A 26,883-nucleotide genomic window follows, 5' to 3' on the forward strand; every position below is an offset into this window, starting at 1 on the left:
AGCACCCAAAATGAAACTCATAATTCTTACTTTAAGCTTATTTTTTTCAATGCTTTCAAATGCTTCAGTAAACCAATGGGAGGGGCTTACATTTCCCAGCTTTAGTTTATACGACCAATCAAATCAATTAGTTAGTAATAAAAACTATGCGGGTAAATGGCTTGTGGTTTACTTTTATCCAAAAGATAAAACGCCGGGGTGCACCGTCGAAGCTCAAAACTTTACAGACAGTTACGCACAATTTAAGCAGTTAAATACTGATATTGTTGGAGTGAGTTACGACAGCGTTACATCACATAAAGAATTTGCTGATTTATACCAATTGCCTTTTTCTTTACTTGCAGACACTGAAGCTACGCTTAGTAAAGCGTTAAAAGTTGACCGATTGTTGCCTTGGCCACATGCGAGTAGACAAACTTTTTTAGTTAACCCCGATGGTATCATTGTTAAGCATTTTGCAGATGTAAAGCCTAACAGCCATGCCGCAGAGCTATTAAAATTATTAAAGACCTTGCAATAATTAATAATGGTCTTATGCAACAGGGTTAATTTAGTTGAAGCAAATACCAGCTTGGGGATTTAAGATTTAACAAAATCGATAATTTCATCGGCATTAATTGGCTTGTTCAAAAAAGTTAACCCTAAAGCTTCTACTTTTTCGCGTACTTCGTGATGCTCATGAATAGTCAGTACGGCAACTTTAACGTCTGGTTGGCTTTGTAACAGGTGAGGTGCGACTTCTAAGCCGGTTTTTCCCGGCATATTAATATCTAATGTAATATAGTCAAACTGGGTTAAACCACAGGCTTCAATTGCTTTTTCTGCAGATGCCGCTTGAATACACTCCCATTCGGGGAACTCTGACAAAATGATCTCTTTAATCATCATGCGAGTTACCAAGCTATCATCAACTATTAGTACTTTTTTACCCATCTAAAAATAAACCTTTTCCGCAGACAGAATGCTAAACAACTTGCGTGTTAACTATGTTTCTAAGTATAGGCATCAAATAAGAAAAAGGATCGCAAATTGAAATTTAATCTTGTGAAAATTAACATTTGAGCGAAAAGTGTGCACTATTTACATAAAAATAGACCTACAAACGTAGGTCTAAACCGAGCGAATATTCCAAAAATTTATTCAAAACGGTATATCATCATCAAAAGAATCATTAAACCCGCTGTCTGCCGGTGCTGGCTGTTGTTGCGGAGCTTGCTGTGGCGCGCCTTGCTGAGGACGCTGCTGATATTGCTGTCCACCACCAGAACTTGCGCCTTCGCCTCTACCACCTAACATTTGCATCACGCCAGAAAATCCATCTACCACAACCTCGGTTGTGTAACGGTCTTGGCCTTGTTTATCTTGCCACTTTCTCGTTTGGAGCTTGCCTTCTACATAAACCTGCGAACCTTTTTTTAAGTATTCACCTGCGATTTCAGCTAATTTCCCAAAAAACGAAACTCGATGCCATTCGGTCTTTTCTTGCATTTGGCCGGTATTTTTGTCTTTCCAGCTTTCGCTTGTGGCAATGCTAATATTGGCAATTGCGCTGCCATTAGGGGTGTAACGAACTTCAGGATCTTGACCTAAATTTCCGACTAAAATTACTTTATTGATGCCTCTACTGGCCATTAAATTACTCCTGAATTAAAAAATTCTGCTTTATTAACTGGATAAGCGTTTACTATATTTCTCAAAGGTCTTTGAATCAAGCCTCTTTTTGTCGAGCTTTAAATACACTGCGCCTGCTTCTGGCAGGGCGACTGCTTCAGACACTCCTTCTATTGCTTTGATTTCATTAACTAAATTAGGAAATGACTCTGGAGATACATCAGGCATTGTTAGTGTGTAGCTGGTTAACGCCGGTGGATTATTTAATCCAAACAAGAATAAAACCCAAGTTAACGCTAACACCACCCCTAAAAAATACACACTTTCGATTGAGGCATACTGAATAAGCAAGCCTGCCACCGGCCCGCCTAAAAATGCGCCACTAAACTGACTAGTAGAATAAACGCCTAATGCTGTACCTTTACCGGACAAGGGAGCGATCCGAGAAATCATGGACGGTAGCAATGCTTCTAACAAATTAAAACCAGCAAAAAACAAAACCATTATAATAATAATCCATTGCAAATTAAGCTCAAACAATCCAAAAATAAGCTCAACCACAGCAATGATAGACACCGCACCTATCATCACCTTAACATGTTGGCGATATTTTTCAGCAATGATTATAAAAGGCAACATAATAATAACGGCACCAAGCATAGTCGCTAAATAAACCCAACTGTGTTGAGAAAGCGCCAAGTCCAGCGTGGCTAGTCTTAATGGAAATGCGACAAAAAAAGCGGTTAGTAAAAAATGAAGGGTAAAAATACCAAAGTTCAAACGTAAGAGTTGGCGATTGGCAAAAATTTCTCTAATTTGACCACTGGCAGCAATAGCATCATGCTGAATAAACTGAGATTTAGGTTGTGGTGTAATGAGTAAAATAACGCCAATGGCCACAAAAGCTAAAATCGCAATGACCCAAAATATTCCACTCAAGCCTAACCAATTAGTTAAAAGCGGTCCAACAATCATAGCTAAGGCGAAAGCAACGCCTATGCTCATGCCAATACTGGCCATAATTTTGGTTCTTTGCTCGTCACGCGACAAATCAGCAGCTAAGGCCATTACGGCACTAGCAATTGCACCACAGCCTTGAAGTAAACGCCCCACAATGACACCATAAATAGTGTCACTTAAAGCGGCTACAATGCTTCCCAGAGCAAACAAGCACAACCCAAATACAATCACCGGTTTACGCCCAAAGCGATCCGACATCCAACCAAAAGGAATTTGTAAAATCGCTTGCGTTAACCCATATGCACCAATAGCGAACCCTATTAAGGCTGGGGTATAGCCTTGTAAGCTTTGCCCGGCAATAGCAAAAACCGGCAAAAGCATAAAAAGCCCTAACATTCGCAGGGCAAAAACACTACTTAATGTCAGCGCAGCCAGTTTTTCTATTTTATTCATGCGCGACTGCTGATTCATTTTGGCCTTAACTGCTCGCTTGGGTTATTATGTTGAGTTCGTTTTTCAAAGGTCGACATTATACAAGATTGCTTATGAATCACATAGAAGTACGCGGCGCAAAAACCCATAATTTAAAAAATATTGATGTGACTTTACCCAGAGACAAGCTGATTGTCATTACGGGACTGTCTGGCTCGGGAAAATCTTCCCTTGCATTCGATACTTTGTACGCTGAAGGTCAACGCCGATATGTCGAATCTTTATCCGCGTATGCTCGTCAATTTTTATCGCTGATGGAAAAGCCCGACGTAGAGCACATTGAAGGCTTGTCACCGGCAATTTCAATTGAGCAAAAATCAACCTCGCATAATCCGCGCTCAACTGTTGGCACCATTACAGAAATTCATGACTATTTGCGGTTACTTTTTGCGCGAGTTGGAACTCCTTACTGTCCGGTGCATCAAACTAAGCTAGAAGCCCAAACGGTAAGTCAAATGGTCGATCATACCTTGGCGCTTCCCGAAGGAAGTAAATTACTACTATTAGCGCCAGTGGTTAGAAACCGTAAAGGCGAACACGTGCAACTCTTTGAAGAGCTGCAAGCTAAAGGTTTTGTACGGGCCAGAATAAACGGTAAAACCTATGAGCTAAGCGAAGCACCGGCGTTAGAGCTGCATAAGAAACATACTATCGAAGTTGTAGTCGACCGCTTTAAAGTTCGCGCCGATCTTAAGCAGCGCTTAGCTGAATCTTTTGAAACCGCACTAGAACTAGCCGACGGTATTGCTAATATCGCGCCAATGGATGAAACAAGCGAATTAAAAGAAATATTATTTTCCGCTAAATTTGCATGTACGCAATGTGGCCACAGTTTAACAGAGTTAGAACCTCGTCTGTTTTCCTTTAACAATCCCGCGGGCGCGTGCGCTACTTGTGACGGCTTAGGCGTTGATCAGTTTTTTGATCCAGACAGAATTGTACTTAACCCTGAAGTTTCACTTGCCGGTGGTGCTATTAGAGGTTGGGATAGAAGAAATGTCTACTATTTTCATATGCTTAACTCTATTGCCGAGCACTATGGTTTCGACATAGAAAAGCCGTTTAGTAAACTCGCAAAAAAGTATCGCGATATTATTCTGTACGGTAGCGGCAATACTAAAATTGAATTCACTTATGCCAATGATCGCGGCGATGTAATGACTCGGCACCATAAATTCGAAGGTGTGATTCCAAATATGCAACGCCGCTTTAAAGAAACCGAGTCTATGGCGGTAAGAGAAGAGCTGCAAAAGTATATGAACACTCAAGCTTGCCCAGACTGCAGCGGTACACGATTAAAATTAGAAGCGCGAAATGTATTGATCAAAAAACATAACTTACCGTCGATTGCCGCAATGCCAATAGATGATGCACACACATTCTTTAGCAAGCTAAAGTTAACTGGTAAGCGCGGCAAAATTGCAGACAAAATTCTTAAAGAAATTTGTTCTCGGTTAGAGTTTTTAGTCAATGTTGGGCTTGAATATCTGTCCTTAGAGCGCAGTGCCGATACCCTATCGGGTGGCGAAGCACAACGCATAAGGCTAGCAAGCCAAATCGGTGCCGGACTTGTAGGAGTAATGTACGTATTAGATGAACCATCCATTGGACTGCACCAAAGAGATAATGAACGCTTATTAAAAACACTTAATCACTTGCGCGATTTAGGCAACACCGTCATTGTCGTCGAGCACGATGAAGATGCAATTCGCAGCGCCGATCATATTCTAGATATTGGCCCAGGAGCCGGAGTCCATGGCGGAGAAATTGTTGCAGAAGGCAAATTAAAAGATATATTAAGCAATAAAAACTCATTAACCGGTAAATATTTAAGCGGTAAGGAAAAAATTGATATTCCTAAACAACGCTTAAGTGCAACCGAGCAACAATATTTGGAACTCAAAGGCGCAAGTGGAAATAATTTACAAGCTGTGGATTTAAAGTTACCTGTTGGTGTGCTCACCTGTGTAACGGGAGTTTCCGGTTCTGGTAAATCAACCTTAGTTAACGACACCTTATATCCAATTGCTGCCACCCAATTAAATCGGGCGACAACACTAACACCTGCGCATCACGACAGCTGTCATGGAATGGAATTTTTCGACAAAGTCGTCGATATTGATCAAAGTCCTATTGGGCGAACACCACGTTCTAACCCTGCTACTTACACTGGCATATTTACTCCGATTAGAGAGTTGTTTTCTGGTACCCAAGAAGCTCGCTCGCGCGGCTATAAACCCGGCAGATTTAGTTTTAATGTGAAAGGCGGCCGCTGTGAAGCATGCCAAGGTGATGGCGTTATCAAAGTAGAAATGCATTTTCTACCAGATGTTTACGTTGCCTGTGATATTTGTAAAGGCCAACGCTACAATCGCGAAACTTTAGAGGTTACCTACAAAGGTAAAAACATTCACCACGTACTCGAAATGACTGTTGAAGATGCCCGAACTTTTTTTGACGCTATTCCAGCAATCGCTCGCAAATTGCAAACTCTCATTGATGTAGGTTTATCTTACATACGCTTAGGTCAAGCAGCAACCACTCTTTCTGGTGGTGAAGCGCAACGCGTAAAGTTGTCGCGCGAATTAAGTAAAAGAGACACCGGTAAAACCCTATATATTCTTGATGAACCAACCACAGGACTGCATTTTCATGATGTAAAACAATTATTAGCTGTTTTACATAAGTTACGCGATCACGGCAACACCATTTTGGTAATTGAACATAACCTAGATGTTATTAAAACCGCAGACTGGATTATTGACTTAGGTCCAGAAGGTGGTAATAAAGGTGGTCAAATTATTGCCGAAGGAACGCCTGAAGATGTGGCCAAAAATAAACTTTCACATACTGGTCGATTTTTAAAAGATATATTGAAACAAAAGTAGTTGAGCCCACTCTATGGTACAAAAGCTATCAACCGAAAAGCCAATATTACTTGTTATAGGGTATGTTTGGCCAGAGCCGCAGTCTTCTGCGGCAGGTAGCCACATTTTATCATTAATGCGCTTTTTACAATCAACCTATAAGGTCATTTTTGCAACGCCATCGCAACCAACCGAACACATGATAAAGCTTGGTGATGAAGGTATTGAAAGCCTTGCGATTGAATTAAACAGCGCCAGCTTTGATACTGAGTTGGAAAAAATCAATCCACAGGTGGTACTTTTTGATCGATTTATGATGGAAGAGCAGTTCGGCTGGCGGGTATCTAAGGTTTGCCCTTTAGCAGTAAAAATATTAGACACTGAAGATTTACAATGCTTGCGCAACGCACGAGAATTAGCACACAAACAAAACCGAGTATTCGATACGAGCGACCTACTAGATAATGACTTGGCAAAACGAGAAATAGCGGCCATTTTACGTTGCGACTTAAGCTTAATTATTTCCCAATTTGAAATGGAAATTCTGCAGCAAGTATTTAAAGTAGATGCCAATTATCTAATTCATATTCCATTTCTGCTTAAATTAAATGCTGCACCAATATTTAACGAGTCACAAAATCCAAGCTTTTCTCAGCGCCAACACTTTATGACCATTGGCAACTTTAGACACGCTCCCAATTGGGATTCTGTTTTGTTTTTGCAGCAAATTTGGCCCAAAATAAAGCGGCGGTTGCCGCAAGCTGAATTGCACATTTATGGCTCTTACCCGCCTAAAAAAGCAACTCAACTTCACAATCCTAAACAAGGATTTTTAGTTAAAGGTTGGGTCGATAACGCGTTTAAGGTTTTACAACAAGCGCGTATTTGCCTTGCGCCGCTACGTTTTGGTGCAGGACTTAAAGGCAAGTTAATTGACGCCATGCAATGTGCAACGCCAAGTGTCACCACCAGTATTGGTGCCGAAGCAATGCACGGTGAATTGGCCTGGCCTGGATTAATTGCTAACACCGCAGACGAGATTGCCAATGCTGCAGTACAACTTTATCAAGATGAAGGTTTATGGGAACAAAGCCGATTAAATGCAGCAACAATTTTAGAGCAACATTATAATTCTGAGCTTTATACGCAAAAACTCGCCATAAAGCTTCAACAAATACAACTCAATCTCGACACTCATCGGCGCAACAACTTTAGTGGTGCGATGTTAAATCATCATTTGCTTAAAAGCTGCGAGTATATGTCGCGCTGGATTGAAGCTAAAAATAAACTTAATTCAAATTAAAGCTAAATCCAGCTCCGCTTATGTCCTGTGTTTTTTAGGTTAACGCATAATTAGACTAAGATATCAGTTGACAGTTTGTTGCTGTTTTGAAAACGCCTCCACCGCCTTCCAAACTCTTAAAACATTGCCAGATAATATTTTCTTAATATCATTTTCTGAATAGTCTCGTGCAATTAAACCATCAATTAAAGCGGGATAAGTAGAAACATCTTTAAGACCTACAGGCAAACTATCACCTACACCGTCGTAGTCTGAACCAAGTCCCACGGCATCGATACCAGCAATAGCGACTACATGGTCGATATGATCAAGCACGTCGCTAAGCGTCGCATATTCAAATGGTATTTTCTCTCGATAGCTTTTTGAAAAGGCTATCGTTTTAGGATCGTTACTAGATACTTGATGTTTTTCCAAAAAGTTTTTGACTGCGGCCTTATAGGCGTTATTATTCTCTATAGATGACTGTAAAATAAAAGTAGAACCAAAGTTAATTTGAATGACACCTCCCTTTTCAGCAAGTAGCTTAATCATTTCGTCACTCATATTTCTTTCAAATCCCGGTGTAAAGTGTCTTGCTGAAGAATGCGAAGCAATAACTGGTACCTTACTAAGTTCCATCACCTGATAAAAAGCTTGATCAGAAATATGCGAAACATCGATCATAATGCCCATATTATTCATTGCACTGATTAACTTTTTCCCAAATGGAGTTAAACCCTGCGCAGGGCGGTTTTCATCATAAGAAGAGTCAGATATATGATTTGCCTTGGAGTGGGTTAAAGTAATATAACGGATCCCTCTTTGATAAAAGTGTGCAAGCTTTTCTAAATCACCTTCTATTGGGCTGCCATTTTCCATGCCAAGAGGCAATGAAATAAGTCCTTTGGCAAAATTATCTTCAACTTGCTGAGGAGACACTGCTAAGGCGAATTTATCTGGCGCATTTTCAACGATACTTTCAACTAAATCAATCAGCTCGTTTGCTAACTCGTAACTTCCACCGCTAGACTCAAGAGAAGCGGGGATATAAATCGACATAAAAGGAGCATTTAACCCTCCCTGCTCTGCTCTAGGAAAATCAAAGTCACCTTCTTCTGTTAATTTAGAAACATCTGCCATTTTTCTTTTTAAGCGATAAGGCACATCAATATGTCCATCAAGAATAATGTTTGAATGAGCTATTTTCAGGGCTCGACTAGAGGCTGCTGGCGCACTCAACTCACTAGCGCTTGTCATACCATGAGGGTGATCTGATGATTGCTTCGAACAACCAAACAGCAATAGCACCAAAGGCAATATTAAAGCGTTATTTTTATAGTGAATCATTGCTTTTTACTCCATCAATAATTTTTAATGTTAATTGCACTTACTTTGCCTACCCACATTATCAATGTCAATTTTAACTAGGCTATATGATTAATTTTAAAGTCATTATTACTTGGCTTTAAAATAGGCCTAGATATTAACGAGTTTTTGCTATACTCAAACAAGACGATAAATACAGCTAAACTAAATAAGGCTAATTAGCTCTCTTAGCGCATCAATCATCGTAATTTATCCATAATTTACCGATATTAATTAGCAAAAATGACCACAGATGCAGAGTTAAACCTAGGAAAGGGCAAAATATTTATCTAGCATAATACTATTGAATGAGACTCGGCAATGCGTATAAATATTAAGGTATTTTTTTTACTCGGAGTAATTTCGCTTTCTTCGACTAATTGTTGGGCCTATATTTCTTATAACGAGGTATTAAACTTAGCTCCATGGCCAGAAACATTCAATCAGCTCACTCAACAAGAGAAAATTAATTGGCTTAAACAACAAAACCCTAGCGAGTTAACAGAGGCTGAATATTACCGGCAACAAACAACCTTAGCGTTTATCCTCTATCAGCAAAACCACATAAATGAAACCAGCCTAATTTGCGCCCAAACCCCACCACTTCGTGAAGATTACGCATACCGCGAAATATGTACCGAAGCAAGTTACCCCAGTTTTAAAGCTTACTACCCCAAAGTGCTAGAAATTATCCACGACGCAAGGCAAGCCGAGGACTTACGCTCTACTGCAATGATGCTTAATAACTTGGCTTGGCGTCAATCTCAACACGGCGACATAGCCGGAGCCTACAGTAGCTACGAGACCGCACTATCAATTGCCCCCACAGAAGATAAAGCGTTACTCAGCGGCATAATGATGGACACTGCCACCAATTACATAGTGCACGGAGATGAACTCTACAAGCGCAAAGGGATTGAGTTATTAGAAAAAATTCGCAAACGAGCATTAAAAGCTCTTGAAACGGAAACTGAAGCTGATGAAGTCGCTCGCTATCAGAATGATATAGATTTAACTAATTTTAATACAGGCATTGCTTATATTCTGCATCTTTATGAATACGATAAAGCACTCTACTTTTTTGAGAAATTGATATCACCGGACAACCAATATCACGTCAGTGCATTAAGCTTTGCAGCGCTTGCAGCAGCCAAAACGGGTAATTTTGACAAAGCAAAGCGGCTTTTAGAGAAAGTTTCTAACAAAACAGAGGGTTACCCAGTTATTGATCAATACTTAGGCTGCTATCGGCAGCTTGCTAAGCGACACTGGGATAAAACAGAAAAATTAAGCAACTGCCTTAACTTATATCCTGAAACAACCATCGAAGTAGAGCTCGATGTATACAAACGCTTAACCCAGATTGATGATTCGAACATACAACTTGAAGGCCTAAAAAAATTCAAGTCTCTTTTTATTAATAAGCTAGAATCTCAACTAAAAAACAGAGGCACTAATGCAGCTTCTAATACTGAATTAAAGCGATTACAACGAGAGTCAGAGCTAAAAAGTGTGGTATTAAAGCAGCAAGAAGAACTTCAGAAAGAGCGAGATGCCACTCACGCAAATCGCCAAAAACTTTTTGTTGCGCTGTTTGTTATTTTAGTAAGCTTTATTTTATTGGTTGCCTCACAACTTCGCCAAAAGAAAAAGCTTGCGCAGCAATATCAACGCATGAGCGTAAGAGACTCGCTCACCAAGTTGGGCAATAGGCGATTTTTAGAACAGCAAATAGAAAGAGAGCTTTCTTACGTTCATAGAGCTAGGCGCACAGAAAAAAATGCCGCTTTAGGCATTTATATTTTTGACATTGATCACTTTAAGAAAATTAACGACAGCTATGGCCATCAGGCGGGAGACGAAGTTTTACTCGAACTTAGTCGCCGAGTAAGCCAAGCTACTCGCGACACAGATCTATTAGTTCGCTGGGGTGGCGAAGAATTTGTTTATATTGCTCGCCTAGATAATAACGAAAGAACTTATCAACTTGCCGACCGAATTTTAAAGACAATCAACCAAGAAAAGTTCAATATTTCGAACTATGAGCCTATTCAGGTCACATGCACTTTAGGTGTTGTAAAGTATCCATTTATAGACACGGGAAATATTAGTTTATGGACTCGACTAATAAGTTTAGCCGACTCAGCGCTCTATTATGGTAAAACTAAAAGCCGAAATTGCTGGGTTGTAATTAACAATGAAAACGTTGTAGAAAAAGAACAATTAGAAGAACTGCTTAACGAGCCTTTAGACGTTGCGATTAAGAAGAAAACGGTAACTGTCAAAACATCTTTTGATTAGAGCAGCCATTATTTTTTTACATTTAAGGCCAAATAGTTTTTATATAACCCAAACTTAAAGGAGATAAGCAATGATTAGTAATCCCGTTGGATGGTTCGAAATTTATGTTGAAGAAATGCCACGAGCTCAAGCCTTTTACCAAACTGTTTTAAGCGTGAAACTTGATCAAATTAGCGACCCGAGTGACTCATCTATTTTAATGCTCGCTTTTCCGTCCAATATGGAAGCCTATGGTGCAAGTGGTGCGCTAGTTAAAATGGAGGGGTTTGCCTCTGGTGGAAACAGTACCTTAGTTTATTTCTCCTGTGAGGATTGCGCAGTTGAAGAGTCTAGAGTAGAGCCGGCCGGCGGCAAGATTGTGCGTAAAAAAATGTCCATTGGTGAGTACGGATTTATTAGTTTAGCCTCTGATAGTGAAGGTAACATGATTGGCTTGCACTCATTAAAGTAAAGCCTATTAATAGCACTTGATAGAGTAAAATGACTGATTAAAAAACATCAGTCACCCAACAGCCGTCTTGCGGTATCAACACCTAGCTAGGTACAATAAGTCAAAAAGAAAGGCTAACAAATTTAAATTTATCTGCCTGTTAGCCGTTATTTTTTACCAAACTGTTTGTACTTTTTGCGATTTCGGCGAGATTTTTCCATCAGTTCGGCAGTAACTTTTTTCTTTTTACCTTCATAAGGGTTTTTAGACTCTTTAAGCTCGAACTTAATAGGCGTACCAACAATTTTTAGCGCTTCTCTAAAACTTTTTTCTAAATAGCGTACATAAGATTTGGGTAATGCAGAAGTTTGATTACCGTGGATAACGATTCTAGGTGGGTTGTGTCCACCGGGATGAGCATAACGTAGTTTGATTTTAAAACGTCCGCCGGCTGGTGGCTGATGTTTAGCAACAGTCATTTCTAATATTCGCGTTAGCTTAGAGGCTGTCATGTTAACTCGCGCACTCGCGTAAGCTTGATCTACAGAGTCCCACAAATGGCCAACATTGGTACCGTGTAACGCAGAAATAAAATGTACCTTGGCAAAATCTGCAAAATGTAACCGTCTACCAATAGCTTCTTTAACATCAATGCGTTTGTCTTCTGACATGTTATCCCATTTATTGACGCCCAACACTAAAGAACGCCCAGCATCAATGGCAAATCCAAGTAAATGAAGATCTTGCTCGGTAATACCTTCTCGCGCGTCAAAAATCATAATAACAACGTTCGCGTCGTTAATTGCTTGTAAGGTTTTGAGTACCGAAAACTTTTCAACTGCTTCGTTGACTTTGCCGCGTTTTCTCACTCCGGCAGTATCAATAAGCGTATATTTTTTTTCACGGCGCTCCATTTCAATGTATATAGAGTCTCGAGTAGTTCCCGGCATATCGTAAACCACCACTCGTTCTTCACCGAGCATACGATTAACCAAGGTAGACTTACCAACGTTCGGGCGACCGATAATAGCCAGTTTTGGCCCGCTTTCAGGTTCTGCTGCCGGCTTACCTAGTTTGTCAGCTTCTTCATCACTTAATTCAACTTCACTTTGTAATGCTTCTACCTCCGCCTTAGCTTGCTCAATTTGAATTTCAGCTGAAGGTAAAATAACATCTTCGATTAAACGATTGACACCTCGCCCATGAGCTGCGGCAATGGGCGTTACTGAATCAAACCCTAATGCAAAAAAATCTGATAAAACAGTGTTTTGATCTAGCCCGTCAACTTTATTAACCACTAAGTGTATCGGTTTGTTTTCGCTACGAAGTTGCAGTGCAATCGACTCGTCTGTTGGAGTTAACCCTTCTCGCGCGTTCACTATAAACAAGGTGATATCCGCTTCTCGCACTGCTTGCATTGACTGCTCAGCCATTAAACCATCCACACCGACCTCGCCACCGGTAATACCTCCGGTATCGATAATAATAAATGGCTGGTTCATCAGTGTCGCATGTCCATACTGACGATCACGAGTGAGCCCAGGTAAGTCAGCAACCAAAGCGTCACGTGTGCGGGTAAACCGATTAAATAATGTAGATTTGCCAACATTTGGACGCCCAACAAGGGCAATGACTGGAAGCATGAATTAACCTATAAAAGTGTCTTTGCAAAATATTTTGCGAGTCTTACTAACAATAATGGCGGCAAATATTTTACCGCCACATTTAAAAAGCTAGCTATCGGCCAAGCTTTCTATTTTTCCTTTTTAACTGCGTATAAAGTGCCATCGTGACTATAAAGAATAATTTTATCGTCAATCACCAAAGGTGCTGCACTAATACCAGCAGAATCTATACTTTCTCGACTAAGCATAGAGCCATCTTTACGAGAAAGCCAATGAAGATAACCCTCAAAGTCAGCTACTACAACTTCATCACCTATCGCGACGGGTGTGGTTAACTGACGACGGTGTAAACTCTTTTGGGTCCACAATAGTTCACCGTTAGTTTGATTAATCGCGCTAACATGACTATTTTCGTGAGTAACTAATAACATTAACTCATCTATTGATAAGTCTTGATAACTAGAAAGTTCACGTTGCCAAATAATCTCGCCGTTATTTGCCTGAATGTTCATTAAATTGCCATTATAAGCAGCAACAAAAATATTACCGCCAAAAACCAACGGCTTAATATCCACATCGACCAACTTTTGAATTTCAGAATGACCTATCGGCGATGCCACAGTTTTTTCCCACGCAACGCGGCCGTTCTGAATTAAAAACACCGCAATTTTACCGTTTGAAAAACCAGCAATAACTCCGCCACCAATTATTACTGGAGCTGATTCTCCACGTAAAGTTAATGACGGCATCACTTGATCATAGAGCCACATTTGTTCGCCATCTTCCGCGTTAAATGCAGTGATTTTTCCATCCACTGTTCTAACAACAACAGCTCCATCACCAATATCCGGTGCAGAAACAACTTCACTAGAGACATCTTTACGCCACATAATAGAGCCATCTTCAGCACTTAATACGATGAGCTGACCACTTTGAGTTCCAACGGCAATAAGATTATTCGCCACAGCAGGACCACCGCCAAGCTTTTCATCTAATTCGACTTGCCAAAGTAATTTACCATTTGCTGGATCCACCGCTGAAACCATACCACTTCCGTCGGCGACAAATATTTTGCCATAGTTATAAACGGGCATTAGTTTTAATGTCTTATCATCATCTCCATCGCCAACAGAGACAGACCATAAAGTCTTAGTTTCAAATTGGTTTTCAAGATCGACCAATGGATCGGGTTGGTAAATATCAACCTCGTCACTACATCCACTCACTAAAACTAAAGCAATAACAATTACGGCAAACAAGCTACGCATCACTTAGTTTCCTCAGTCACCTTATTAGAAACGCTACTTTCGGTAGAGTCAGTTTGTTCAGTAGGCTCCGAGCCCTCACTAGCTTCCACTGACGACTCTGTGATTTGTGCAGTTTTTACCACGACATCAGATGAATTAGTATTGTCTAACGCATCAATTTTAAACTGGAGCGTTGGGTGGCGCGAAACAATTTTCTTATCTAAGTTAGCCAGTTTATAAGCTTGTAACGCTTCTGCTTTTTTGCCTAAAGATAATAAAGCATCACCTTTTACAAGATTAGCGAGCGCGCTATATCCCGAATCGGCATCAACTTCAAGATGAGTTAATGCTAGTTCAGCTTGGCCTTGCTCAATTAAAACTCTTGCTAATCGAATTTTGGCGACTGCAACTAAATCATTGCTTGCATGATTTTTAACAACCCAATTTAATTCTTCAGCCGCTTTATCTAAATCTTTTGCATCAACAGCTAATTTAGCTAAATGAAAGGCTGCAAAAATTGCGTATGTTGACTTAGGATACTCTGCTTTAACTGCAAGTAAACTATCACTTAAACCCTTTTGATCTTCTCCTTGAAGAATCTCGCTGGCTTGACTAAATAAATCTGAAGCACCGGCTTGATAAGCCACTTGCTCCGCTTGCCAGTACTTCCAACCGCCAAACCCAGATAAGCCCAATACAGCGCCTATAATTAAAGGTGTACCGTTGTCTTTCCACCACTCTTTAAGCTTTTGTATTTGTTGTTCTTCAGTATCGTAACTCACGTTAAACTCCCGCTATTATTTATTCGCTTAATTTATATTCGTTTAATCTATATTCTTTAAAATCTAAATTCTTTTAAACCTAAGTTGGCCAATCTATTTTGGCCGCTAAGTAAAAAGGTTTTGGCTAAAAAAGTCGTTTAAAGCTGCCATTGAAATAACTTGTTGCGGTTTTTCTTGTCGTAAAAACTTAACCGTTACCTGGTTATTAGCCACTTCATCTTCGCCTATAATTAATGCCACTTGAGCGCCAGACTTATCTGCCTTTTTTAACTGCTTTTTAAAATTTCCACCGCCACAATGAAGTTGAACTTTTACTTGTCCCGATTGTGAACGAATTGTTTCCGCAATAGACAAACCACTATTTTCTGCAGAATCGCCTAAGGTGCAAATGTAGACATCAACAGAAGCAGAAAGTTTTGTCGCAAGATTATCTTGTTGCTGCAATAGTAAAATGATGCGCTCTAATCCCATTGCAAACCCACAACCTTGAGTTGCTTGACCGCCTAGCTGCTCAACCAATCCGTCGTATCGTCCCCCAGCACATATTGTTCCTTGCGCGCCTAGACTTTTAGTCACCCACTCAAACACCGTCCGGTTATAATAATCAAGGCCTCTCACCAAGGTTGGATTAATGACATATTGAATGCCTAAAACGTCGAGCTTTTTACGCAGTTGCTCAAAATGCTGCTGCGACTCTACATCTAAATGTTCACTTAGCTTTGGTGCACTGGCAACCAGCTCTTTCATCGCAGGGTTCTTCGTGTCCAATATTCTTAACGGATTTGAGCCAAGGCGGCGCTTACTGTCTTCATCTAAGCTCGATTCATTTTGTTTAAAGTATTCAACTAAAATAGCTTTATATGCTTCTCTAGCTTGGTTACTTCCTAATGAATTTATTTGTAGCTCTACATGCTCAGAAAAACCCAACTTATTCCAAAGCCTCGCGCTCATAGCAATTAGCTCGGCATCTATATCTGGCCCGGCAAACCCAAAAGCTTCCGCACCAAACTGAAAAAATTGTCTGTAACGGCCTTTTTGAGGCCGCTCTCTGCGAAACATAGGGCCCATATACCATAATCGCTGCTGCTGATTATAAAGCAGCCCGTGCTCTATGCCCGCTCGAACACACGCAGCCGTACCTTCAGGTCTTAAGGTGAGCATTTCGTCACCCTTATCAACGAAGGTATACATTTCTTTTTCAACTATATCAGTCACTTCGCCAATAGAACGACAAAACAGCTGCGTATTCTCTACAATGGGTGTACGAATCTCTGAATAGCCGTAACTCGCTACAACTTCTCGCAAACAGCTTTCTAAATACTGCCAAATTGGAGAACTTTCGGGCAAACAATCGTTCATGCCTTTCACAGCTTGAAATGCTTTACTCAATGGATTTTCCCTAGGTGCTAAATCAAAACGCGCAATTATAGCCTAATTTGCCCCTAGAAACAGCGCTGTTTAAGGTTAATTTGGGGATTTATTAGCCTTTTAACCGATTGATAGTCTGCAAAGCCAAACTCAAATCTATGGAAACAGATTAACTTATTGATTTTATTAGCTAATTTTATATCTTTGACGCCTACTGAATTTGCGGCCAAGCATCATCAACAATAAAAATTGAATCTGTCATCGTATAAAACTCAGATTCACTCGCTAGAACCTCAAATTTTCCCACCAACAAAGGTCGTTTAGACTGCTCAAAATGCTCTAAAACTAGCCTCTGTAGTTGCTTTAGCGAAATCAAGGAATTAGCCTTGGCTTTCAAATAAGCCATCCAATGGGGCTTTTTGATAACTCGCCATTTGGCAGAGTCAGACTGCAGGCTTTCACAATTTACCCATTCGTGAAGTTGTGAGTAGAAGAGCCATTGGCCTTTATTATGATTAGGGTTTACCCCAACAGGGGGCAAAATAAGTGTTTTTTGGCTAGGTTTTTGCCAAGGATAAAATAAATAGCCTTTAAGACTAATATGCTGCTGACAGTGCTCAACTCCCTGCGCTAACAAAGCCGCTTTACCCTCTGGTGTTAATCCTAATTTAACCTGCTTTTGACACATTTTATCGAGCTTTAAATCAAGCCGGTCATTACCATTGGGACCAATCCAGCTCGATTGAAAAGACGCCTCCTCACAAATTGATAGGGATTCATCTGGAGAAGCATTCGGCGACTTTGTGTTTAACTTTTTAATGTCCTCCGCAAAATGACTACCTAAATAGTATTTAATAGCCACTTCTAAATGATGATAAGTGCCATCTTTAAGCTCCTGATAGATAAAATCAAACTCTCCTAATGTTTGCTTTTTGCCTTTTACTTGTAAATTTTTGGTGACTAAACGCGTCAATGGATTTTCAGCTAAAATAAACTCCCATAAGGCTTCATAATAGGGTCCCAACATTCTTAAATTTTTATTTTCAAGGTGCCTTACTAATGGTTCAGGTTGATGATTAACCTGCTCAAGCCACTGCGGATCAACTGGTGGAGCTTTTGCTAGATCACCTAGCATCATCATGGGTTCACTTTGAAGTAACCAATTTAGATCTTGAATATAGCGCTGTGTGCTCATTTTACCCTGCTAAACCAATCAAAGGATGAATAAGCTTAACACGAAACACCTAGCCAATTAGCACGCAGTAATAAAAGGTTTAACTACCAAATGATCAAGTATTTTCACTTAACTATTAGCAAATACGCTAAGCATTGAGATTTTGCCGATGCCTATTTATTTGAGGATATAGGTGGCGAATAATAAAACCATTTTTAAGCAAGTCGTCTATACTGGGTAAATTAAGCTAAGCTTTTTCACTGCATAGGATGAATTATTGGCTAACAAAAATCACTTAGACAGTTCTCACTTTAATTCTCAAACGACTCGCTACCAGTTGTTTGATGGCTATTTTCATGTTGTTTATAATGGTGAATACTCGCTAAACGGCATGGCAAGTCTAGGGACAGAATTAATTGAATATAGCTTAACAAAACAACAGCAATTTGCATTAGTCGATATTTCAAACGCTGAAGGAAATCTAAGCATTATGGATCGCTACTATCTGGCCGATTTAATGGCAGAAAAATGGCCCAAATCGCTCGTAATTTCTTTAGTGCTAAATACTTCTCAAACCATTAAAGTGCTTGGCTTTTTTTGGCAAAAGTTGGCTCGCCATAATGGCTTTATGGTTAACATAGACTTCGACCAAACCACAGCGCTTGACTGGCTACTAGCACAAGCCAACCAAAATCAAAAAAGTCTCGTTGGTTAGTCAATACTATTAGCAGATAAATCGTCCTTTCATCAATAATTTGCCGCTATAGATTAACCGCGACTTGGTAAGACGTGAATTTTCGAATATTAATAACACCCGTATCAAAAATTAAGTATTGGCCTTTAATCCCCATTAGAGTCCCTTCAACTAAAGGCTTTTTGTCAAAATTATGCGAGGTTATTTTGTTCGGAAACTCTAGCACGGGGTAGTTAATTTCAGTAATTTCAGGCTCTACTTCTTCTATATCGCCGCTATCAAACTGTGTAATTATCGACTCCATTTGCTCGCCTAATTGACGGTTCAACGCTCGCGCATCAACTCTTAAATCTCTCGGTTGGGGATTTCCTTTTAAAATCGCTCGCCAGTTAGTTTTATCGGCAATAAGATCTTTAAATGCCATTTCTACAAACCCCGACTGCTGTCGCGTGCTCACTTTATAAATAATAGTCGCTTGAGTCGCGCCTTGATCAATCCAGCGCGTAGGAATTTGAGTGTGTCGGGTAATCCCTACTTTAAGCCCCGAAGTATTCGAAAGATAAACATAGTGAGGAACAAAACAGTTTTTCTCGCCCCATTCAGGCTCGCGGCATGTACCTTCATGGTAATGACAAGTTTCTGGCTTCATAATACACATATCGCACTGAGCTAAGCTGCGCATACATGGGAAACAATATCCTTGAGAAAAGCTTTTTTTAGTCGCTTTACCACAATGCAAACAGTTAATTTCGCCTTGAAACTCTAAGCTAATCGTTTTACCTAAATATTGATTTAAAGGTATCTCTGTATTACCTACAGGCAGCCGATATTCTACTTGTTCAGCAAGCTGTGTGCGCATTTTACTTAAACTGCCTGTCACCATTTTACTTCTCACCTTGAATTAACACGATTTGTTCATTTAAAAATAAACCAATATTCTACCTGCTCATACCGCCAGTGACCAGCTTACCCAACAATCCTAATCAATCCTTTAACAAAGTCCCCTTCACTATTCAGTTAAAATTCATTTATCTTCGCGTACTATGCTCCTCAACAAATAAATTCCTTGTCATGTATTATTTAGCCAACCCAAATTAAGGATATATAAAGTGACTCTTTCAACCGCATTTAAATATACAACTTACTGGTTATTTATGATGGTGACACTCGTTGCGCCATCCGCAAACGCCCATGAACCCCCGGAACAAAGCATTTTTTATACCCATGAGACAAGCGGACCCGACAGCATCACGGGTTTAGGACACTCTTTCCTTTTTAAATTTGATAAAAATCTTGGGCTTGGGTTTACTAACTCTTTAAGTACGGCTCAAGTTACCGCGACTGACGGTTTTATTGAAGAATACTTAGCTTGGGAAGGCAGCATTCGATTTGGCCACTTTTCTAAAATTAGCTTATTCGTAGAAGCCGGTCTCGACTTAACCGAACTAATATTTCACGATTATCGTAACTCACACTATAACTACTGCTATTCAGACTCGTTTTATGATGATGGAGTATTTTGTGATAGTGATTATGAGAATATTGACGGCTACCTTGGTGTAGGAGCTGGCATAAGATTAAATAAGTTAAAAATTGAAGCGATTTCGCGAATTAGAGAAATAGACAGCCATCATTTTGAGTCTCAGTCTGAGGTATTTAGCGGAATTCAAATTTCGATTAGTTTTTAGCTACAGCAACATTGACTTAGGGCAGCCCTTACAAGCTGCCTTTAAGTAAAATTAAGTCACATTATTATAATTTCATTTAATAAGTTACATTAGCCGCTTGTTATTTCGCTTGAGCAAAGGTACCTTTATAGCTGTCTATTTATAGTTTTCTATTTCGCTTTGGTTTAATTTTAACTAAAGCCTTCACTTTGTAAACTCAATGAACAAAGTTCCAGTTAAACAAAAGAGCTTAATCATTAGCTTAATATTAACGCTAAGTGCCTGTTCACAGCCACCACAGCCTATTGAGGCGACAGCTTCAACTGCCTATCAATATCAAATTCCCGCCTTTAAGAATGACGGCTGGCAAGTTGCTCATTTAGATGATCATGGTATTGATTCGCATAAGATTAACTCATTGGTTAAGGATATTGAGCAGCAAACTTATCCCGGAATAGACTCCCTCAGCATTGTCAAAGACGGCTACTTGCTTTTCCATGAAGACTTTAAAGAAACGCCTTCTGAATACGATCTTTGGGCGAAAAACTATGATTTAGAAGCCCATTTAATGCATTCGGTAAGTAAAAGCTTTACTGGTACTCTAGTCGGGATCGCATTTTCGCAAGGCTTTTTACATGATGTTGCAACACCGCTTTTAGAGGTAATCGATTCATCTAATATTGTATTTGATGCCCACTTTAGCGAAAAACAAAGCATCACATTAGAAGATACCTTAACCATGCAACTCGGGCTCGCTTGGGATGAATGGGCAGAACCCATAAATAGTCAAAGCAACAGTCTTAATTTCATTACTCAACACAAGCAAGACTATGTTAAAGCTCTGCTAGAGTTACCTTTAATCGAACCACCGGGGTCGCGTTTTGAATATAACACCGCTGCCAGCATTGCCTTGGCGGCAGTAATCGAGAATCAAACGGGCTTTAAGTTTGAGTCATTTGCGCAAAGCTATCTGTTCGAACCATTACAAATTAATCATGCCCAGTGGATAAAAACGCCCTCGGGGCTGGCTAATGCCGGTAGCGGTTTAATCTTAAAAACCCGTGATATGGCAAAGCTAGGCCAGCTCTATTTAAATAAAGGCGAATGGAACGGATACCAGGTCCTTTCTGAAAAGTGGGTGAGCAACGCTATTACTAAGCAGGTCAATTTAAACTTAAAGTACACCACAGGATATGGTTATCAGTGGTGGACCGGCGAGTTTAAAAACGCGACTCAAAATATTAATTTTTATTCATCGAGAGGTTCGGGCGGTCAATTTATCGTAGTGGTACCTAGCTATCAGTTAGTGGTAGCGATTAGCGCTAGTAATTATGCCAATAGCCTTTATGAAATGCCACTCGCATTAATTGAAAGTCGCATTATTCCTTTACTCAAAAATCACTAATTCGCTGCAACTGCAAAGAGTTATACTGCACACGCAAGTAACTCCTTTTAAATTCACTGATAAAAGCTATCATTTCGCACATTCTTAATAACTTTAAGTTTTTTAATCCATTTGTGGATTGCGTTTACAAATTATATTTTGAATAATCGAAATCATAATTTTTTATTTAAATTCAATGAGAAAAATCATGCACTATCAAACTGACGATGTCAGAATTAGTCAAATAAAAGAGCTTTTACCGCCGATCGCTTTATTAGAAAAATTTCCCGCAAACGATTTGGTTACGCAAACCGTATTAACAGGACGCCGAGCAATTACCAATATTTTGCAAGGTAGAGATCAGCGTTTATTAGTCATTGTTGGCCCCTGCTCAATTCACGACCCTGCCGCTGCTTTAGCCTATGCCAAGCAATTAATAACATTGCGCGAACGTCATGCCGAAAACTTAGAAATTGTGATGCGTGTCTACTTTGAAAAGCCGCGCACTACCGTTGGCTGGAAAGGCTTAATTAACGATCCTTACTTAGATGACAGCTTTAAGATAAATGATGGTTTAAGAATTGCCAGAAAGCTTTTACTCGACATTAATGAGTTAGGACTACCCACTGCGGGAGAGTTTCTAGATATGATTACGCCCCAATATTTAGCAGATTTAATGAGCTGGGGGGCTATAGGCGCGCGCACTACTGAATCGCAAGTTCACCGCGAACTGGCTTCGGGTTTATCTTGCCCGGTTGGATTTAAAAATGGAACCGATGGCAATATAAAAATAGCACTCGATGCAATAAGTGCAGCGAGCAGTCCCCACCACTTCCTATCAGTAACCAAATACGGTCACTCAGCGATTGTTGAAACAACTGGAAACAAAGACTGTCATATTATTTTGCGGGGAGGAAAGCAGCCAAACTACCACGCAGAAAGCATTCAAGAGGTTACTCAACAACTAGTTAAAGCAAAGTTAAACCCTAAAATAATGGTCGATTGCAGCCATGCAAATTCACTCAAAAAATTTAAGCAACAGTTAAGTGTTTGTCAGTCAGTTTGTGAGCAACTTAAAGAGCAATCTTGTGCAATTTTCGGGGTGATGTTAGAAAGTTTTTTAAACGAAGGTAAGCAGCGATTAAGTACCCCAGAGCAACTCACTTTTGGTACAAGCATAACCGATGCATGTATTGGCATGGACGATACCAAAGCAGTACTGCAACAGTTAAATGACAGCATTCAATCAATAAAAAAACACACTGCTTGTAATTAAAAAATTATGGTTAGTGAGTGCAATAACAACCCAACGGGTCAGCTACTCTGTTTATGCTGCGCGGCCGAAGCATTTAAATGCGCGACTTTCACCATACTTCGTGTAGGGTAATTAGTAAAAATTCCATCCACCTGCATTCGATGAAGATCTAAAATATCATCTTCTTCATCAACAGTATAAACAAAAACTTTTAAGCCACGATGGTGGGCATCATCTATAAAAGGTTGGTTCACAAAATCCAAATCCACATGCACACTATAGGCACACAAGCGCGATGCAAATGCCGCATAATCAATTGGCAAGGAGGCTGTCAAAGGCGCTATACGCCATTGGTAATCAAGCAGCTTAATTTCTTGAAGTAAATGATGGTTGAATGAAGAAATTAAAAATTGGTTTGGCTCAAAATTTAACTTAGCTAATGCTCTATTCAGCTGCTTTAAAACCGGAACGACTATTCGCTCAGATTTAAGTTCAATATTGACAAGACAGCGTCCATTAACGAGCGCTAATGTTTCCCATAGCGTTGGTATTTTTTGGCCTTTGCCAGCATCTAGTGAGCGAATTTCAGCTAAAGTTCGTTCACTAATACGGCCCCGTCCATTAGTTTTACCTTGTAACCAGCGGTCATGAAATACCACTAGTTCACTTTCTACCATGCGAATATCAATTTCTATTCCATCAACATTCATGCAAAGTGCAGCATCAAAGGAAGCCAATGTATTTTCCGGATGGTGTGCGCTATCGCCTCGATGAGCAAAAACTAGCATGATACCTCCGCTATAAATTGGTTGATAGATAAGCACTTGAGCTTCTGACGTTAAGAATCTTTTGATATCAACTAAGCAAAAGACTAGTATAACTATTTAAACATTAGCCTCTATAGGACACATAAGCAATATGCAAAAGCAGAAAATTAGTAGTGTTCAAGAATATATCCAACAACATCCTAATTGGAACACAGAACTGTCGCTATTAATTAACTTGATAAACCAAACTAAGCTTAGCCCAACTATCAAATGGGGCGCACCAGTTTACACTTTTGCTAATGCAAATGTCGTTGGTCTTAGCGCTTTTAAAAATCATTTGGCATTATTTTTTTTCCAAGGGGCACTTTTAACCGATTCAAAGCAAAGACTGGTGAATGCCCAGCAAGGTAAAACCAAAGCCATGCGACAATGGCGATTTAAAAGTGCCGAAGAAATAAACGCTTTTTCACAAGAAATACTGCTCTACTTAAATGAAGCACAAACAAACCAACAAAAAGGCCGCAAAGTGAATGTTACAGCGCAATCAGAAGCGTTACTTTTAGCACCGCAACTTGAACAAGCATTAAGCTCAAATTTAGCATTAAAAGCTCAATTCGAGGCATTTCCACCCTATAAACAAAAAGAGTTTCACCATTTTATACTCTCTGCCAAACGGGATACAACTAAGCTAAGCAGGCTAAAAAAGTCTATTGAACTTATTAGTGCGCAAACAGGACTGAATGATAAATATAGAAAATGCTAAAAAATAGAACGATTTCAATGAATTATTATAAAAAATAAAGTAAGGTATAGCTATAACAACAAAGAATAATCAGTATTTAATGGTTTTCATCAATTAAGCTGGCAGAGTTTATTGAGCACAGAACAAGAAAATAATCCCGAAGTGTTGCGCCAACAGTTAGCTCAGGCACAATCTGAAATTGCCTCTTTAAAAAGAGAAGCACGCCGTTTTGCTGCCAATAAAAAACTTCAAAGCGCGTTATTTAGAATCGTTGACATAGCAAACTCAGCGGTCAAATTGAGTGACTTTTATCGAATACTGCATCAAATTGTCGACGAGCTAACATCTGCCAAAAACTTTTTTATTGCAATTTATCACCCAGAAAGCGACGCACTTACTTTCCCTTACTACGTTGATCATGAAGACGATCAGCAAAGCCTTGACGGCCCGCTGCACAATAGTAAAAAACAAATCAGTTTACAGGCAATTAAAGGTGGCCCAACGGAAAAAATAATCCGTACCGGCTTAATGGTTCACGTGAATAAAGAAGACTTCACTCAATACACACTGACAGGCAAAGCGCCAGAAAACTGGCTTGGTGTTCCGTTAAAACAAAATAATAAAATTCTTGGCGCAATAGTTGTTCAAAGTTATGAGAGCGGCTTTAAATACAGCCCAAGAGATGAAAATTTATTGAACTATGTATCACAGCATATTGCTACAGCCCTGCGCCGCAAACGAGATTCTGAGGCGTTAAAACTCGCCCACCAACAGCTCACCAATACTAACCAGTTACTTGAGTCACGAGTTGCCGAGCGCACGCAAGAGTTAAAGCAGATTAATCAAAAGCTAACCACTGAAGTTAACGAGAGACGCAACAGCGAAAAAATTCAAAAAGCGCTGTTTAAAATAACGGATTTAGTTAGCACTTCTAAAGGCCTAGGCGAATTGTTTGAAGGCGTACACGCGACCATTAGTGAATTAATGTATGCCGAAAACGCATTTATCGCAATCTTAAGTGAAGATAAACAATACCTGGAATTCCCCTATTTCGTCGATATTCATGACGCTCGTCCCGGAATGCTTGATGTTTCTAAATCTAACCCTCTTGCCGGCGATAGCCTAACTGCAAAAGTCTTAATTTCTGGCCAGCCACTTTTTTTGAGCAAGAATAACGAACAAGAACTTTCAATGCTAGGCCCTAGCGCGGTCTCTTGGATAGGTGTTCCTTTGTGTGATCAAAGTGATACATTTGGAGTGTTGGTCGTTCAAAGCTACGACATAGATCACCTCCATACGCAGCAGAATCTTAATGTTTTGCTTATAATCGCTAAACAGGTGGCAACCGCAATTTTAAGAAAGTACGACGCCGAAGCACTCACCCAGGCCCACGAAAATTTAGAGAGGCGAGTAAAAGAAAGAACATCTATCCTAGAAATGACCATCGAAAAACGTAAGGTCATTGAAAAACAGCTAGAACACGAATCACTTCACGATGCGCTCACCCAACTTCCTAATCGGCGCTATTTAACTGAGCAACTCAATTTAATCTTAGGACAACCGCAAACTTCACAAGAAAATGATATTGCACTTTTATTTCTAGATTTAGATCGCTTTAAAATAATAAACGATAGTCTGGGGCATCACGTCGGCGATCTCTTTTTAATTGAAGTTGCTAAAAGGCTCGCTGAATGTATGCGCGAAGATGATGTTGTCGTTAGGCTAGGGGGCGATGAGTTTTGTGTATTAATGTTTGATGTGTTTAAAGAGCATATTGCCGTTCAATTAGCTCAGCGAGTTTTAAATCAACTACAGCAACCCGTTATCGTTGAGCAACACTCTTTAATGACAAGTGCCAGTATTGGTATTCGAATGGGTAAGGTAGGCGCTGACAGCGCAGACCAACTTGTTGGCGATGCCGATTCTGCAATGTACCAAGCCAAGCAAAATGGCAAAAACCGCTTTTGCCTTTTTGACGCAAATATTAAAAAGCTTGTATCACAACGATTGCAGCTTGAACAAGATTTGCGCCTTGCAATTGGCGGCGAACAACTTTCATTACATTATCAACCGATAATCGATCTCTTTAACAATAATGTGGTTGGTGTTGAGGCGCTTATTCGTTGGAAGCACCCTACTCTAGGCTATATAGGCCCGGTTGATTTTATACCAATCGCAGAAGAAACCGGTTTAATTCAAGAGTTAGGCGAATCTATCGTCAGTATGGCCTGCGAAGGCTTACAGCAGTTTTCTCAGCATTCAGAAACACAACACTTATATGTCAATATAAATATTTCTGCTATGCAAATATTGTCGCGAACACTCGACACTTTTATCCGCCAAAAAATAACCGAATTTCAAGTAGATCCGGCCAAACTTAACGCCGAAATTACCGAAAGCATTTTAGTTGAAGATTTTAAAGCCGCAACCCAGTTTGTACAGGAATTAAAGTCGATTGGAATGAAGGTTATTTTAGATGATTTTGGAACCGGTTATTCTTCGCTAAGTTATCTCCATCAATTTCCATTTGATTTAATAAAGCTTGATCGTTCCTTTATACAGTCGTCTCACGAAAATCAAAGCAAGGTCACTTTAATTGAATCAATTGGCTTTCTTGCCACTAACTTAGGAATGGAGATTGTTGTTGAAGGGATAGAAACTGAACAACAAATGAGTTTGTCTCAGAACTTAAACTGTCGCTTTGGGCAAGGCTATTTATTTTCTAAACCAATACCAAGTAACAAATTAATCGACTTTATGCAAAGCTACTCGGGCGTTAATAGCATCGCTTAAACCAATGCCGCGGGTGAGTAATTGATGCCCTTAAGTCCGCAGGCTATGCGCCTGCGGTGGAAATATTTAATGGTGTT

Annotated in this window: 22 protein-coding genes; 11 read left to right on the forward strand and 11 right to left on the reverse strand. The window is 39.9% G+C overall.

The genetic code is table 11. The annotated features are described in order from the left end of the window. Positions 1–10: 10 nt before the first annotated feature. Positions 11–520: a peroxiredoxin gene (locus tag ACUR5C_RS12110; protein ID WP_454465394.1), complete on the forward strand. Its 510-nt coding sequence runs from the start codon at positions 11–13 to the stop codon at positions 518–520. Between the two features lie 59 nt (positions 521–579). On the opposite strand, the gene ACUR5C_RS12115 is transcribed toward ACUR5C_RS12110, so the two are convergent. The 3 genes from ACUR5C_RS12115 to ACUR5C_RS12125 all read right to left on the reverse strand — a co-directional run bounded on the left by ACUR5C_RS12115 (position 580) and on the right by ACUR5C_RS12125 (position 3,024). After that, entirely contained in the window at positions 580–933 is a 354-nt protein-coding gene (locus ACUR5C_RS12115) for a response regulator transcription factor (RefSeq protein WP_454465395.1), read from the reverse strand. 207 nt (positions 934–1,140) lie between these two features. Next, on the reverse strand, positions 1,141–1,632 hold the full coding sequence (ssb, locus tag ACUR5C_RS12120; protein ID WP_454465396.1) for a single-stranded DNA-binding protein: 492 nt from the start codon (positions 1,630–1,632) through the stop codon (positions 1,141–1,143). Positions 1,633–1,665: 33 nt separating this feature from the next. Continuing rightward, entirely contained in the window at positions 1,666–3,024 is a 1,359-nt protein-coding gene (locus tag ACUR5C_RS12125) for an MFS transporter (RefSeq protein ID WP_454465397.1), read from the reverse strand. A gap of 92 nt (positions 3,025–3,116) precedes the next feature. On the opposite strand from ACUR5C_RS12125, the gene uvrA reads away from it, so the two are divergent. Both uvrA and ACUR5C_RS12135 read left to right on the forward strand, forming a co-directional pair. After that, entirely contained in the window at positions 3,117–5,951 is a 2,835-nt protein-coding gene (gene uvrA / locus ACUR5C_RS12130; RefSeq protein ID WP_454465398.1) for an excinuclease ABC subunit UvrA, read from the forward strand. Positions 5,952–5,964: 13 nt separating this feature from the next. Then, positions 5,965–7,233 (forward strand): glycosyltransferase, encoded by a 1,269-nt coding sequence (locus ACUR5C_RS12135; protein ID WP_454465399.1) that lies wholly within the window; start codon positions 5,965–5,967, stop codon positions 7,231–7,233. A 63-nt stretch (positions 7,234–7,296) separates the two neighbouring features. On the opposite strand, the gene ACUR5C_RS12140 is transcribed toward ACUR5C_RS12135, so the two are convergent. Further along, the gene (locus tag ACUR5C_RS12140) at positions 7,297–8,559 is read right to left on the reverse strand and encodes a dipeptidase (RefSeq protein WP_454465400.1); all 1,263 of its coding nucleotides are present in this window, start codon (positions 8,557–8,559) and stop codon (positions 7,297–7,299) included. 339 nt (positions 8,560–8,898) lie between these two features. Between ACUR5C_RS12140 and ACUR5C_RS12145 the strand changes: the two genes are divergently transcribed. After that, on the forward strand, positions 8,899–10,878 hold the full coding sequence (locus ACUR5C_RS12145) for a GGDEF domain-containing protein (RefSeq protein ID WP_454465401.1): 1,980 nt from the start codon (positions 8,899–8,901) through the stop codon (positions 10,876–10,878). 70 nt (positions 10,879–10,948) lie between these two features. Next, positions 10,949–11,329, forward strand: a complete 381-nt coding sequence (locus tag ACUR5C_RS12150) for a VOC family protein (protein WP_454465402.1) — start codon at positions 10,949–10,951, stop codon at positions 11,327–11,329. Between the two features lie 146 nt (positions 11,330–11,475). Here the strand turns inward: ACUR5C_RS12150 and der are convergent, their stop codons facing one another. The 5 genes from der to ACUR5C_RS12175 form a co-directional block, all read right to left on the reverse strand. Next, positions 11,476–12,951, reverse strand: a complete 1,476-nt coding sequence (der, locus tag ACUR5C_RS12155) for a ribosome biogenesis GTPase Der (RefSeq protein WP_454465403.1) — start codon at positions 12,949–12,951, stop codon at positions 11,476–11,478. A gap of 110 nt (positions 12,952–13,061) precedes the next feature. Then, positions 13,062–14,201 carry an outer membrane protein assembly factor BamB gene (bamB, locus tag ACUR5C_RS12160; RefSeq protein WP_454465404.1) on the reverse strand — a complete coding sequence of 380 codons (1,140 nt, stop codon included), beginning with the start codon at positions 14,199–14,201 and terminating at the stop codon, positions 13,062–13,064. Next, positions 14,201–14,962: a YfgM family protein gene (locus ACUR5C_RS12165; protein ID WP_454465405.1), complete on the reverse strand. Its 762-nt coding sequence runs from the start codon at positions 14,960–14,962 to the stop codon at positions 14,201–14,203. Before ACUR5C_RS12165 ends, bamB begins: the two co-directional genes overlap by 1 nt. A gap of 105 nt (positions 14,963–15,067) precedes the next feature. After that, positions 15,068–16,351: a histidine--tRNA ligase gene (hisS, locus tag ACUR5C_RS12170; RefSeq protein ID WP_454465406.1), complete on the reverse strand. Its 1,284-nt coding sequence runs from the start codon at positions 16,349–16,351 to the stop codon at positions 15,068–15,070. 190 nt (positions 16,352–16,541) lie between these two features. Further along, a complete protein-coding gene (locus tag ACUR5C_RS12175) occupies positions 16,542–17,525 on the reverse strand; it encodes a DUF1853 family protein (RefSeq protein ID WP_454465407.1) in 984 nt (327 codons plus the stop codon). 256 nt (positions 17,526–17,781) lie between these two features. Here ACUR5C_RS12175 and ACUR5C_RS12180 point away from each other — a divergent pair, with 256 nt between their 5' ends. Then, a complete protein-coding gene (locus ACUR5C_RS12180) occupies positions 17,782–18,219 on the forward strand; it encodes a hypothetical protein (RefSeq protein WP_454465408.1) in 438 nt (145 codons plus the stop codon). Between the two features lie 46 nt (positions 18,220–18,265). Here the strand turns inward: ACUR5C_RS12180 and ACUR5C_RS12185 are convergent, their stop codons facing one another. Beyond that, complete coding sequence (locus ACUR5C_RS12185; protein WP_454465409.1) at positions 18,266–19,081, reverse strand: DUF2797 domain-containing protein; 816 nt, start codon at positions 19,079–19,081, stop codon at positions 18,266–18,268. A 226-nt stretch (positions 19,082–19,307) separates the two neighbouring features. On the opposite strand from ACUR5C_RS12185, the gene ACUR5C_RS12190 reads away from it, so the two are divergent. The 3 genes from ACUR5C_RS12190 (at position 19,308) to aroG (ending at position 22,525) form a co-directional block, all read left to right on the forward strand. Next, a complete protein-coding gene (locus ACUR5C_RS12190; RefSeq protein ID WP_454465410.1) occupies positions 19,308–19,886 on the forward strand; it encodes a hypothetical protein in 579 nt (192 codons plus the stop codon). Between the two features lie 199 nt (positions 19,887–20,085). Next, the gene (locus ACUR5C_RS12195) at positions 20,086–21,270 is read left to right on the forward strand and encodes a serine hydrolase domain-containing protein (protein ID WP_454465411.1); all 1,185 of its coding nucleotides are present in this window, start codon (positions 20,086–20,088) and stop codon (positions 21,268–21,270) included. A gap of 187 nt (positions 21,271–21,457) precedes the next feature. Further along, complete coding sequence (gene aroG / locus ACUR5C_RS12200; RefSeq protein ID WP_454465412.1) at positions 21,458–22,525, forward strand: 3-deoxy-7-phosphoheptulonate synthase AroG; 1,068 nt, start codon at positions 21,458–21,460, stop codon at positions 22,523–22,525. A gap of 38 nt (positions 22,526–22,563) precedes the next feature. On the opposite strand, the gene ACUR5C_RS12205 is transcribed toward aroG, so the two are convergent. Continuing rightward, the gene (locus ACUR5C_RS12205; RefSeq protein ID WP_454465413.1) at positions 22,564–23,292 is read right to left on the reverse strand and encodes a glycerophosphodiester phosphodiesterase; all 729 of its coding nucleotides are present in this window, start codon (positions 23,290–23,292) and stop codon (positions 22,564–22,566) included. A 130-nt stretch (positions 23,293–23,422) separates the two neighbouring features. Here ACUR5C_RS12205 and ACUR5C_RS12210 point away from each other — a divergent pair, with 130 nt between their 5' ends. Both ACUR5C_RS12210 and ACUR5C_RS12215 read left to right on the forward strand, forming a co-directional pair. Beyond that, positions 23,423–24,034: a DUF1801 domain-containing protein gene (locus tag ACUR5C_RS12210; RefSeq protein WP_454465414.1), complete on the forward strand. Its 612-nt coding sequence runs from the start codon at positions 23,423–23,425 to the stop codon at positions 24,032–24,034. Positions 24,035–24,145: 111 nt separating this feature from the next. Next, positions 24,146–26,806, forward strand: a complete 2,661-nt coding sequence (locus ACUR5C_RS12215; RefSeq protein ID WP_454465415.1) for a sensor domain-containing phosphodiesterase — start codon at positions 24,146–24,148, stop codon at positions 26,804–26,806. The last annotated feature ends 77 nt before the right edge of the window (positions 26,807–26,883 follow it).

The sequence above is a fragment of the Aliikangiella aequoris genome (assembly GCF_053709105.1).